This window comes from Comamonas testosteroni TK102 (assembly GCF_000739375.1).
Classification (GTDB): Bacteria; Pseudomonadota; Gammaproteobacteria; order Burkholderiales; family Burkholderiaceae_C; genus Comamonas; species Comamonas brasiliensis.
Map to the genome: position 1 here is coordinate 5003113 of NZ_CP006704.1, position 12324 is coordinate 5015436.

The 12324-nt window shown below is 61.3% G+C and carries 11 protein-coding genes; 5 read left to right on the forward strand and 6 right to left on the reverse strand.

Annotation, left to right across the window (positions count from 1 at the left end; translation table 11 throughout):
* Positions 1-105: 105 nt before the first annotated feature.
* The 4 genes from O987_RS22640 to O987_RS22655 are packed head-to-tail and all read right to left on the reverse strand — an operon-like array spanning position 106 to position 4309.
* Complete coding sequence (locus O987_RS22640; protein ID WP_043374927.1) at positions 106-1035, reverse strand: dihydrodipicolinate synthase family protein; 930 nt, start codon at positions 1033-1035, stop codon at positions 106-108.
* An 11-nt stretch (positions 1036-1046) separates the two neighbouring features.
* Complete coding sequence (locus tag O987_RS22645; RefSeq protein WP_003051848.1) at positions 1047-2219, reverse strand: L-rhamnonate dehydratase; 1173 nt, start codon at positions 2217-2219, stop codon at positions 1047-1049.
* Between the two features lie 60 nt (positions 2220-2279).
* The gene (locus O987_RS22650) at positions 2280-3329 is read right to left on the reverse strand and encodes a 4-hydroxythreonine-4-phosphate dehydrogenase PdxA (RefSeq protein WP_019044178.1); all 1050 of its coding nucleotides are present in this window, start codon (positions 3327-3329) and stop codon (positions 2280-2282) included.
* 2 nt (positions 3330-3331) lie between these two features.
* Positions 3332-4309: a Bug family tripartite tricarboxylate transporter substrate binding protein gene (locus O987_RS22655; protein ID WP_043374928.1), complete on the reverse strand. Its 978-nt coding sequence runs from the start codon at positions 4307-4309 to the stop codon at positions 3332-3334.
* Between the two features lie 115 nt (positions 4310-4424).
* Here O987_RS22655 and O987_RS22660 point away from each other — a divergent pair, with 115 nt between their 5' ends.
* The 3 genes from O987_RS22660 (at position 4425) to O987_RS22670 (ending at position 7751) form a co-directional block, all read left to right on the forward strand.
* A complete protein-coding gene (locus O987_RS22660; protein WP_043374931.1) occupies positions 4425-5369 on the forward strand; it encodes a LysR family transcriptional regulator in 945 nt (314 codons plus the stop codon).
* 649 nt (positions 5370-6018) lie between these two features.
* Positions 6019-6936 carry a 3-hydroxyacyl-CoA dehydrogenase family protein gene (locus O987_RS22665; protein WP_003051840.1) on the forward strand — a complete coding sequence of 306 codons (918 nt, stop codon included), beginning with the start codon at positions 6019-6021 and terminating at the stop codon, positions 6934-6936.
* Positions 6936-7751 carry a 3-keto-5-aminohexanoate cleavage protein gene (locus O987_RS22670; protein ID WP_080731654.1) on the forward strand — a complete coding sequence of 272 codons (816 nt, stop codon included), beginning with the start codon at positions 6936-6938 and terminating at the stop codon, positions 7749-7751. Before O987_RS22665 ends, O987_RS22670 begins: the two co-directional genes overlap by 1 nt.
* Before the next feature lie 8 nt (positions 7752-7759).
* Here O987_RS22670 and O987_RS22675 read toward each other — a convergent pair whose 3' ends face one another.
* Both O987_RS22675 and O987_RS22680 read right to left on the reverse strand, forming a co-directional pair.
* Positions 7760-8392: a GntR family transcriptional regulator gene (locus O987_RS22675; protein ID WP_232536052.1), complete on the reverse strand. Its 633-nt coding sequence runs from the start codon at positions 8390-8392 to the stop codon at positions 7760-7762.
* Between the two features lie 60 nt (positions 8393-8452).
* Complete coding sequence (locus O987_RS22680; protein WP_019044185.1) at positions 8453-10210, reverse strand: IlvD/Edd family dehydratase; 1758 nt, start codon at positions 10208-10210, stop codon at positions 8453-8455.
* A 110-nt stretch (positions 10211-10320) separates the two neighbouring features.
* Between O987_RS22680 and O987_RS22685 the strand changes: the two genes are divergently transcribed.
* Entirely contained in the window at positions 10321-11334 is a 1014-nt protein-coding gene (locus O987_RS22685) for a tripartite tricarboxylate transporter substrate binding protein (RefSeq protein ID WP_003051830.1), read from the forward strand.
* 53 nt (positions 11335-11387) lie between these two features.
* Positions 11388-12305 (forward strand): LysR family transcriptional regulator, encoded by a 918-nt coding sequence (locus O987_RS22690; RefSeq protein ID WP_235214206.1) that lies wholly within the window; start codon positions 11388-11390, stop codon positions 12303-12305.
* Positions 12306-12324 lie beyond the last annotated feature (19 nt).

Sequence of the window (12324 nt, forward strand, 5' to 3'; positions counted from 1 at the left end):
CTTGATAGAGGAGCTTGCTGCACTTTCTATTCATAGATTTCAGTATAAAAAGCACCTGAACTCCTTAATAAAAAAGCGCAACCAGCTCCTGTATTCATAGTCGTCTCAACGGGCCCAGCGCAGCACCAGCGGGTCCAGCCGGCGGGCGATGTCCAGCAACTGGCGTCGCACCTCGGGGTGCATGGGCGGCCAGGGCGAGCGCGGCGCATCGCAGGCGATCACGCCGCCCTCCTTCATCAGCGCCTTGGCGGCGAGGAAGCCGGCCTGGCGGTTTTCGTGGTTGATCAGCGGCAGCCAGCGCTGGTACTGCTCGAAGGCCTTGTCCTTGTCGCCTGCGCGGTGCGCCTCGATGATGGGGCGTATGCCGTCGGCAAAGCCGCCGCCCGTCATGGCGCCCGTGGCGCCGGCCTCCAGGTCGGCCAGCAGCGTGATGGCTTCCTCGCCGTCCCAGGGGCCTTCTATCGCTTCGCCGCCCAGGGTGATCAGTTCGCGCAGCTTGCCCGCCGCACCGGCGGTTTCCATCTTGAAGTAGCTGACCTGCGCTATCTCCCTGGCCATGCGGGCCAGAAAGGCCGGCGACAGCGGCGTGCCCGCGGCCGGTGCGTCCTGGACCATGATGGGGATGTCGATGGCGTCGGACACGCCCTGGTAGAAGGCCTGCACCTGGGCTTCGCCGAAGCGGAAGGTGGCGCCGTGGTAGGGCGGCATGACCATGACCATGGCGGCGCCCATGTCCTGGGCACGGCGGCTGCGCTCGGCGCAGATTTTGGTACTGGTGTGCGTGGTGGTCACGATCACGGGAACGCGGCCGCCCACATGCTCCAGGGCCGTGCGCGTGAGGATTTCGCGCTCCTCGTCCGAAACCAGGAACTGCTCGGAGAAGTTGGCAAGGATGCACAGGCCGTCCACGCCCGAGTCGATCATGAAATCCAGGCAGCGCTTCTGGCTGGTCAGGTCCAGCGTGCCGTCCTCGTGGAAGGTGGTGGGCACGACGGGGAAGATGCCCCGGTAACGGGGATTGGAGAGTGCTGGCATGCTGCGTCTCCTCAATCGATGATGTGGAACTGGTCCAGATACTCGGTCTTGAGCGTGAGGCCCAGGCCAGGCACGTCGTCGCGCAGTTGCAGGAAGCCGTTGTCGGCAACCGGTTCGCCGTCGAAGATGTACCAGAACAGCTCGTTGCCGACTTCCACGTCGAAGATGGGGAAGTACTCGGCCATGGGCGAAGCCAGCGTGCTCATGGTCAGGTGGTAGTTGTGCATCTGGCCGGCATGCGGGATCACGGGCACTGAATAGGCTTCGCACAGGGCATTGATCTTGTGCGCCGCCGTGATGCCGCCCACGCGGTTGGTGTCGTACTGCACGACGGAGACGGCCTTCCTGTCCAGCAGCTGCTTGAAGCCGTAGAGCGAAAACTCGTGCTCGCCGCCCGAGATGGGAACGATGTTCATGGCGTTGAGCTCGGCGTAGCCGTCGATGTCGTCGGCGATCACGGGCTCTTCCAGCCAGCGCGGCTCGAACCTGGCCAGCTTGGGCAGCATGCGCTTGGCATACTCCAGGTTCCAGCCCATGTAGCACTCCAGCATCAGGTCGGTGTCGTAGCCGATCACTTCACGGATGGCTTCGACGGACTTGAGATTCTCCTTCACACCGTCCTGCAAATGGGCGGGCCCGTAGCCGAAGCGCATCTTGAAGGCCTTGAAGCCCTGATCCAGGAATTTCTGTGCTTCGTCCTGCATCTCTTTCAGGTCGGTGCGGTAGAGCTTGCTGTAGTAGCAGGGAATCTTTTCCTTGGTGCGCCCGCCCAGCAGCTTGAACACGGGCTTGTTCACGCTCTTGCCCAGGATGTCCCAGATGGCCAGGTCCACAGCCGAGATGGCGGCCATGGTCACGCCCTTGCGGCCCCAGGCATGGGTGGCGCGGTACATGCGCTGCCACAGGTATTCGTAGTCCCAGGGGTCCTGGCCGATGACCAGGGGCGCCAGGTACTCGTCGATGATGGCCTTGGCTATTCTTGGCGCCAGGGCCACGTTGCCCAGACCGATGATGCCGTCATCGGTTTCGATCTCGACCACGGTCCACGAATGGAAGCGGAAGGTGCTCATGGACTCGGTGTTGGAGTACACCAGATCCATGGCGTTGGAGCAGAAGTTGCCCTGGGGCGGAACGGTCTTGCCCTTCCATTCATAGACACGGGCGCGGACGGACTTGATCTTCATACAGACCTCGGAAGCAAAGAGTGGGTAGGACAGGCGGCCCAGGCCGCCCGGAAAATGGGCTCAGACAGTTGGGGCGACCTGGCGATCGCGGTGGGCGGCCCCCATGCGCGCGGCGATCTGCAGCGCCTGCCAGGTGGCTTCCACATTGGCCTTGCCCTGGCCCGCGATGTCGTAGGCCGTGCCGTGGGCCGGCGTGGTGATGGGAATCGGCAGGCCGCCCTGCACCGTCACCCCGCGCGAGAAGCCCAGCAGCTTGATGGCGATCTGGCCCTGGTCGTGGTACATGGTCACGATGGCCTGGTACTCGCCGGCCTGGGCCTTGAGAAAGATGGTGTCGGCCGGGAACGGGCCGTGGAACGGCGCATCGCTGGGCCAGTCGCGCGCCTGCAGGGCCTGGACGGCGGGCGCGATGATGTCGATTTCCTCGCGACCGCAGGTTCCGCCATCGCCGTTGTGCGGGTTGAAGCCGGCAATCGCCACCTTGGGAGCAGCCAGGCCGCTGGCGCGCAAGGCGTTGTAGATCAGCTCGGCCGCCTGGCTGATGCGCTCCTGGCTCAGATAGCCGGCCACATCCTTGAGCGGCACGTGGGAGGAAATGCGCGAGGTCCAGAGATCGCCCAGCGTGTTGAACTCGCAGAAGTAGCCGGTCACGCCCAGGTACTCGGCAAAGTGGTGCAGCTCGTCCTCGTGGCGCAGGCCGCCCAGCTTCATGGCCTGCTTGTTCAAGGGCGCAAAGCAGATGGCGTCGATATCGCCGGCCAGGGCCGCATCCATGCATTGGTCTAGCACCTGCAGTACCGAGCGGCCGCCTGCCGCCCCCACCTGCCCCTGCACCACATCGGCCTGGGCGATGGTGTCCACGGCCACAAAGGCCGGCAGCCGCGTGTCGGCACGCTCGCGCGCGGCAGACAGGCCGGCCAGCGCCGCGGTTGCCACCTGCAGTCCGGCGATACGCTGGCCCTGCTCCCAGAGCCAGGGATCGCCTATCAACACCAGGTTCGCCTGCTCGGTGGCTTGCGGCCTGGCCAGCAAACGTGCAATCAGTTCGGCGCCGATGCCGGAAGGATCGCCCAGGGTCAGGGCGACAACGGGAAGAGAAGCCTTGCTCATGCTCAGTCCAGCTTGATGTTGTTCTTGCGAATGATGTCGCCGAAGCGTTTGTACTCGGCGAGGTGAAAACTGCCGAAGTCGGCCTGGGCCATGGGCCGCAGCTCGGCACCCACGGCTTCGAGACGGGTCTTGGTCTCGGGCATGGCGATGACCTTGTTGACCTCGTCATGCACCTTCTGCTGAACCGCCTTGGGCGTGGAGGCCGGCATGTAGATGCCGTACCAGGCGCTGATCTCCACGTCGCGCAGGCCCGCTTCGGCCATGGTCGGCACCTGGGGCAGCTGAGGGTTGCGCTGGGGAGAAGTGACCGCCAGAGCGCGCAGCTTGCCGGCCTTGATCTGGCCTATGACCGAGGGCATGGTGTCGAAGCTCATCTGCACCTGGCCGCTGACCAGATCGACCAGGGCCGCGGCGCTGCCCTTGTAGGGCACGTGGGTGATCTGAATGCCTGCGGCATCCTTGAACACCTCGGCAGCGATATGCTGGGTGCTGCCCGTGCCGCTGCTGGCGAAATTGATCTGACCGGGATTCTTCCTGGCCATGGCCACCAGCTCCGCCACGGTGTTGGCGGCAACGGAGTTGCCCACCACCAGCACATTGGGCACCGAGCCGACAAAGGCCACGGGAACCAGATCCCGGTTGTTGTCATACCCCAGCTTGAGCAGATGCGGTGCGATGGCATGGGCCGTGACCACGCCCATGACCATGGTGTGCCCATCCGTGGCCTTGGCCGTCATGTCCACGGCCAGCGTATTGGAGACGCCGGGCCGGTTCTCCACGATCACCGGCTGCTTGAGCAGCGGCCCCAGTCGGTCGGCCACGGCGCGGGCCATGGCATCGGTGCCGCCTCCGGGCGCAGAACCCACCAGCATGCGCACGGGCTTGACGGGCCAGTTCGCAGAGTCCTGTGCCTGGACCTGCCAGGGCAGCGCGGCGGCGCCGCACAGGGCGGCTATGGAAAGTAGATGACGTCTTTGCACATTTGTCTCCTTGGCTTTTTTATTTCATCGCAGCCCGATCCTAGGGAAGCCGCTGATATGCGTAAACTGAAAGTTATTGATTAATCGATAACCTGAAGCAATAAGAAACCATGCCATGGGATCAATCGACAAACGCGACAACACGCCACAGCTGCTGAACCGGCTGCGCATGCGTCAGGTGGCCTTGATACTGGCCATTGACGAGCGCCAGACCTTGCGTGCAGCAGCGGCCGAACTCGGTCTGACCCAGCCGGCAGCCACCAAGATGCTGCAGGAGCTCGAAGACGCCCTGGGTCAGCGGCTGTTCGAGCGCGTGGGCCGCCGGCTGCAGCGCAATGCGGCAGGAGAGCGGGTGCTGGAATATTTCCGTTCGCTGCGCGGCAATATCGAGGCCCTGAATCGCGAACTGGGCGAGCTGCGCCAGGGAAGCTCCGGACGGCTGGCCGTGGGCAGCATCATGGCCGCCTCACCCGGGCGCCTCACCCAGGCCCTGCTGGAGCTGAAGCAGCAGTTGCCCCTGCTGGAGCTGGAAGTGGCCGTGGACACCAGTGATCGCCTGCTGGCCCAGCTGCGTGAAGGAGTGCTGGAGGTAGTCGTCGGGCGCATGACCAATGAAGCGGGCAGCGATTGCCGCTTTTGCCCGATCGACGACGAGCAACTGGCCTTCATCGTGCGCAAGGAGCATCCTCTGCTGTCGCTGCAGCGGCCCGGTCTGCAGGCCTTGCAGGGGCATGGCTGGGTGATGCAGCCGCCTGGCAGCCCCATGCGCAGCTTGATCGAGCAGGAGTTCCGCGAGCACAGTCTGCCGCTGCCGCGCGGCCTGATCGAAACCGGCTCCATACTCACCACCATCAATCTGGTGCGAAACTCGAATATGGTGGGCGTGATTCCGCGCACGGTGGCGGACCTTCATGCTGCCCACGGCATGCTGCATATCCTGCCGTATCGGACCAAGCACAGTCTGGAGGCCTACGGCAGCCTGGTACGCAAGGACAGGCCCATCAGCCGCTCGGCACAGATGTTCCTGGATCTGCTGCACCGTCACGATGCAGCAGCCTGAAGCGTGGCGTGGCCGGTCGTGACAAGCGGCCCTTTTTCAAGACCGTCAGACCAAGGCCGCTGAGGTTCGGTGAAAGACCCCGGTCCTCTGGAAGCACTGGCCGCCAGGGCCCGGCTCCCGGCACATGCCACATCAACCCCGAAGCATCGATGAATGAGTGCCGTGCCTGTTAGATACAACGCTTGCGGTATGCAAAACCGTCATGGACGTTGAACACATCAAGGCCTCGGAGCTGCTCTGGGGCCGTCCAGCACCGGCGATTAGGCCAGGGGCTTATGGCGTCTGCTCCTCATGGCAAAGGGCCTCGGCAATGCGTGCACGGATGGCCAGAAGACTCGCAGACCACCGCACATCAGTTACATGCTGACAAACGAAGGCCAGGGCTTTCGGCTGCTGTGTCAGCACGGCCCTGGCGCGCTCGTACTGCGCCGTGGCCTTGCCTAGTCACGCCGGCGGAAGCACAGCAATATATTCAAGAAACAGGATAGTCATCCCAATAAATTTGCTTATCAAATTTATTGCCGCCATCCAAACTGTCTTCAAGACATACGAAACCTGGAGACACCCGTTGAAGCAAACGATTTTCAGTGCGCCTGGGCATTTTTTCCGCCCCTCGCGTTCACACGCTGTGGTTATTGGCGGCGGAACAATGGGAGCCGATGTCGCGGTCGTCCTTTGCCGCGGAGCTTGCAGAACGACGGTGATCGAACCCGACGCCGACCGGGCAGCCAAAGTCCCTGAGCGAGTCCGTGAGGGATTGATCCAGCTGGGCGCGGCTCAGCACCTTGCCCGGCTGTCCGTCGTATCGTCCTTGGACGATCTTGACTGGAACTCTGTGGACCTGGTGATCGAATGCATCCCGGAGCGTTTGGACATCAAGCAAGCGCTTTTCAGGCAACTCGAGCAGCGCGCCCGCAAGGATGCATTGCTGGCCAGCAACAGCTCGAGCTTTCCCATCACCGCAATTGCACAAGGCCTGCCAACACAGGAACGCATGCTGGGTCTGCATTTCTTCATGCCTGCGCACCTGACGCCTCTCGTTGAAGTGGTGTGTGGCGAGGCGTCCCGCATGGAATGCGCAGAGAACCTTCATGCCTTCATGCACCAGTGCGGCATGGTTCCGGTGCTGGTCAGGAAGGATTTGCCAGGCTTTCTGGCGAACCGCCTTCAGCACGCGCTGGCTCGCGAGGCTTTTGCACTGATTGAAGCGGGCATTGCATCGGCCGAGGATGTAGATGCAGCCGTGCGCTTTGGCTTCGGATTCCGCTTTCTCGCAGCAGGTCCCGTGCTTCAGCGCGACCATGCGGGTCTGGAAGTCCACTGCGCCGCTGGAGCGACGATGTACCCGTCTCTGGCGGCCAACAAGGAGCCTAGCCCATGCCTGTCGCAAAGAGTGGCTGAAGGCAAGTTCGGCATGAAGTCCGGAGAAGGTTTTTTCAAGTGGACTCCGGAGAGCATCGCCCAAGAGAAACAGCGCTACCAGAGGACACTGCTGGCAGGTCTCGAACTTCTCAAAAGCGAACTGCCTGCCGTGGGCGATGCCGCCGAGCAAGAAGAAAGCGCATGATGAATACACCGCTGATCATCACCGTTGCCCCCAACGGAGCCTACAAGACCAGGGAGCAGCACCCCGAGGTTCCATTGACTGCCGCCGATCTGGCACAGACCGCCAAGGAATGCCTGGACTGCGGTGCGTCCATGATTCATATGCATGTGCGCAAGCCTGACGGCAGGCATTTGCTCGATGCCCACGCCTACCTTGAAGCCACTGCCGCAGTGCGCAAAGCGGTGGGCCAGGAACTGGTGGTTCAGGTCACCACCGAAGCGGCTCAGGTCTACCAGCCACACGAGCAGATGCGGGTCGCACGAGAAACGGCGCCGGAAGCGATCTCCGTCGGCTTGCGCGAGATACTCAAACCTGAAGTTCCCGAAGCGGATATCCACTCCTTCTTCACATGGCTCAAGCAGAGCAATGTGATGACCCAGATCATCCTGTATGACGTGGCGGACGTGCAGGCCTGGCAACGCCTGCGTGCAAGCGGCGTCATCCCGGAAAACAAATGGTTTCTGCTTTTTGTACTGGGCCGTTACTCTGCCGGTCAGACCTCTTCGCCCATCGATCTGCTGCCTTTCCTGAATGCCCATGACGATGTCTATCCATGGGCAATGTGCGCCTTCGGCCCTCAGGAAAATGCGTGCGCGATGGCTGCAGCCAGCCTGGGAGGGCATGCACGCGTCGGCTTCGAGAACAACCTGTTCCTGAAGAGTGGTGAGCCGGCGGCAAGCAATGCCGCCCTGGTCGCCCAGGTCTGCCAGGGGGCCGCAGCGCTGGGCCGTCCGCTGGCCGCAGCCGACGATATTCGAAGCCTGTTCCTAAACTGATCAGCACTTCAAGGCCGCAGCGCCTCTTGTGTCTTCAGGTAATGGTCTCTTGGAGGCACAAGATGCTCCGCCGTCAGACGGATCAGGCGCTCCCGCGAGCCCTCCCCCTGCGCCAGTACCGCCAGCAGCTCGTGATGCTCCTGTTGGGATTGCAGCTGACGCTCTCTGGACATCAGCGTTCCAAATCGAATCGCATGCGTTTGGCGGGCGAAGTCTTCGATGGATTGCGACAGGAAAACATTGCCGCATTGCGCAAACAACAGCCGATGAAACTCCTGGTTGGTCCGAAAAATGCCGCGCGGCTCCTGTTGCTGGATCGCTGCGTCGTGCCCGGCCTGAATGCGCCTGAGCTGCTCCAGGGCATCACGGTCCAGAGGCAGCGCAATTCTGCGCATCGCCTCCAGCTCGAGCAGCTCTCTCATTTCGTAGAGATGAATGACCTCGTCTCTGCTGAAGGCCTTCACCATGGAGCCAATATTGCGCCTGCGCTCAAGCAGACCAGCGCTTTCGAGCCGAGCCAGCGCGTCTCGCACCACATGGCGTTTGGCTGCGAATCTTTCCATCAGCTCGTCTTCAACAAGACGCACTCTGGGAGCCAAGAGGCCCAGAACGATGTCTTCCTCCAATGTCGCGGCAATCACGGATGCACCGTCCTCGGATGGACGGCGCTCCTTGGCAAAAGCGCCCGTCGGCATATGAACTTAACTCCTTGGAATCGAACCCTTGCGCTGCGTCGCAGTCAAGAAATCAAAGTCTGCGCCACGATCAGCCTGCAAAACAGTTTTCTTGAACAGATGCGCGTAGCCACGCTCTGCCGCAGGAACTTGAACAGGCTTGGCATTCTGACGCATAGCCAGCTCTTCCTCACTGACCAGCCATTCAATACAGCGCTCGCGCACCGACAGGCGAATTCTGTCCCCGGTTTGCACCCAGGCCAAGGGCCCGCCAATTGCCGCCTCGGGCGTCACATGCAGGACGATGGTGCCGAAAGCAGTGCCACTCATACGCCCATCGGAGACACGCACCATGTCTTTCACGCCTTGGGCAGCGAGTTTCTGGGGAATGGGCAGGTAACCCGCTTCCGGCATCGCCGCTCCTTTGGGGCCGATGTTCTTGAGCACCAGCACATCCTCGGCCCGGACATCCAGCTCGGGCGAGTCGATACGCGCGGCCAAATCCTCCGCATTCTCGAAGACAACGGCACGCCCTTCATGCTCCATCAGCTCGGGGTTGGCTGCGGACTGCTTGATGATGGCTCCTGCCGGGGCAAGATTGCCGTGCAGCACGGCAATACCGCCCTGTGGATACAAGGGAGCATCCAGAGTCTTCACCACATGCTGCTTGAAGCCGGGACCTGCCGCCTCCAGCTCCTCGCCCAGGGTGCGCCCCGTCACGGTCAGAGCATCGAGGTGCAGCAGGGGCTTGAGCTCTCGAAGCAGGGTATGCATGCCGCCTGCGGCATGAAAGTCCTCCATGTAGTGGTCGCCGGACGGCTTGAGGTCGAGCAACACCGGAGTATTGCGGCTCATGACATCCAAGGCCTTGAGATCCAGCTCGTATCCCAAACGACCTGCGATCGCTGCCATATGCACGATGGCATTGGTCGAGCCTCCCATGGCCAGCAGCACGCGCATGGCGTTTTCGAAGGCAGCTGGTGTGAGAATCTTGTCAATGCTCAATCCTGCACGCGCCATGTGCACGGCCACCTCACCGGATCGCTCTGCAACCCGGATTCGGTCGGCAGTGACCGCTGGAGGGGTCGCGCTGCCAGGAAGGCCAATTCCCAGAGCTTCTGCGATACAAGCCATCGTGCTGGCAGTGCCCGCCACCGAGCAGGTGCCCACACTGGCAACGAGCTGATTGTTGACGTCGGAAATTTCCTCCGCATCAATTTCTTCGGCACGGAATTTGCCCCAGTAGCGTCGGCAATCGGTGCAGGCCCCCACTCTTTCGCTTCGATGCGATCCGGTGAGCATGGAGCCGGTCACCAGCTGAATCGCCGGCAGTCCGACCGAAGCCGCACCCATCAGCTGGGCCGGCACCGTTTTGTCACACCCCCCGATCAGCACGACCGCATCCATGGGCTGCGCTCGCAGCATCTCCTCTGTGTCCATGGACATGAGGTTGCGCAGATACATGCTGGTCGGCTGGGAAAAGCTCTCGTGCAAGGAGATGGTAGGGAAGTCCATGGGCAGCCCGCCGGCCATCAGGATGCCGCGCTTCACCGCCTCAATCAGTTGCGGCATGTTTCCGTGACAAGGGTTGTAGGAGCTGCCGGTGTTCGTGATACCGATCACAGGCCTGTCCAGCGCCTTGTCGGTATAGCCCGCTCCTTTGATGAAGGCCTTGCGCAAAAAAAGAGAAAAGCCGCGATCACCGTAGTTGGTGAGTCCTTTGGAGATGCCGCTCGATGCGGCTTCCGGATGAATCGTGGCTTGCTGGTCTGGCTTGTTCGTCATGGAAGGGTTAACCATTGTTGATGCACTGATTATTAATAATATTATTGATTAAAAGAAAAATCGAGCGCTCGAACAAGAAAGCGCATACCTGAAAACCCTAAGGAGACTTCATGAAACCCACAGACCCCGTCAATCCGGGCATGTACCGCCGCAAGCTCGTTAACCTGCTTGCAACCGCCCTCGTTGCAGCCGGCGCATCGGGAGCAGCCAGTGCGCAGACCGACTACCCCAACAAACCCGTGAGGCTGGTGGTTCCCTATGCGCCGGGCGGAGCGACCGATGTCATTGGCCGCGTTCTCGCCAAACAGCTTTCAGATCAGCTCGGGCAGCAGTTCGTCGTCGATAACCGTGCCGGAGCTGGCGGCAGTCTGGGGGCGGGTCAAGTTGCCAAATCACCTGCCGATGGCTACACCTTGCTGATGGGCGCCTTCACAAGCCACACCATCAATGCAGCACTGACGCCTGCGGTGACTCCTTTTGACATCCACAAGAGCTTCGCGCACATCTCGGTGGTTGGCAGCGTTCCGCTGGTATTTGTAGTCAATCCCAATGTTCAGGCGAAATCCGTCAAGGAACTGGTCGCCCTCGCCAAGGCCAGCCCTGGCAGCGTCACCTTCGCTTCCGCAGGCAATGGCTCGCCCCAGCATCTCTCGATCGAGATGTTCAAGCGCCAGACGCAGGTGGAAGTCGTGCATGTACCCTACAAAGGCAGCGGCCCCGCTCTTTCCGACCTGCTCGGCGGTCAGATCAATGCCATGATTGACACCGTTCCTGCCGCACAAAGCCAGATCAAGGCAGGCAAGCTCCGAGCCCTGGCCACCACCACCAAAGAACGCGTCGCCTCGGTTCCAGATATCGCTACCGTGGTGGAAGCCGGATTTCCAGACATGCAGGTCAGCTCCATGTTTGCGCTCACGGCTCCTGCAGGAACGCCAGTTGCAGTCATTCAGAAGATCAATTCGGCGCTGAAAGTGATTCTGTCCAAGCAGGATGTCAAGGACTCCATGCTTGCCCAGGGCGCCATTGCCACCTACAACACGCCTGAAGAGTCGGCCAAGATCATCAATGCCGAGTACGCCAAGTGGGCCAAATTGATCAAAGACAGCGACATCAAGGCTGAATAAGCGCAGATGGCGGAGCTGCAAAAAGCTGCAGCTCCGCTACCTATACTGCTGTGGTGGAAGCCAATCTATCAACCAAAGACCTGAGGGCGGTGGTCGCTCTGAGCCAGACCAAGAGCTTTGGCCAAGCCGCGCTCCAGGTTCACCTCTCGCAGTCTGCGCTGTCGGCCCTGATTGCGCGTGTAGAAGCCCAGATCGGAGCAAGACTGTTTGAGCGCACTACTCGCGCCGTCGAGCTGACCGATGCGGGCCATGTCTTTATCGCCCATGCCCAGGAGATCTTGCGCGATACGCAGCGTGCCTTGCGCGCCGTGACGGACACCGTACAGCTCAGAACTGGTTCGGTGACGGTTGCTGCACTTCCCTCTCTGGCCGCCTCGCTGCTGCCAAAGGTCTTTGCCGAATTCACGCGGATTCACCCCGGGGTGCGCCTTGCCTTGCTTGATACCTTGTCGGGGGCAGCGTTTGATCTTGTTCGTGATGGCAAGGTCGACTTTGCACTCACTGCAGCCGATCCCAAACAGGAAGACCTCGCCTATGAACAACTGATGGAAGACCAGTTCTTTATCATCTGTCCCGATGACCATCCTCTATCCAGGCAGGCAGGTCCCATCCCGATCGAGACCACCCTGGACTACCCGCATGTCTCCATGCCAAGCTCTGCCAGCGTGCGCCAGTACATTGATGCGGATCTGCTCTCAAAAGGGCTTTATTTCGCTCCTGTCTTTGAAGTTGACCATATAGCAACCATAGGAGCTCTGGTCAGTGCGGGCCTGGGCATCAGCGCGCTACCCGAAACAGCCATATCGCTGCTACAGGCCGACCGCCTCGCGCAGATTCCCTTGTCGGCCCCTGGAATTCAACGTCCTTTGGGCATAGTGATGCGCCGCCACGCACCTCGAAGCTCGGCTGCTAGGAAATTAGAGACATTAATCAGAGCGAGCCTGCAAAACCTGGCCTCTCATTCCAGCTAGAGCACCGCTCCGGAGGCCG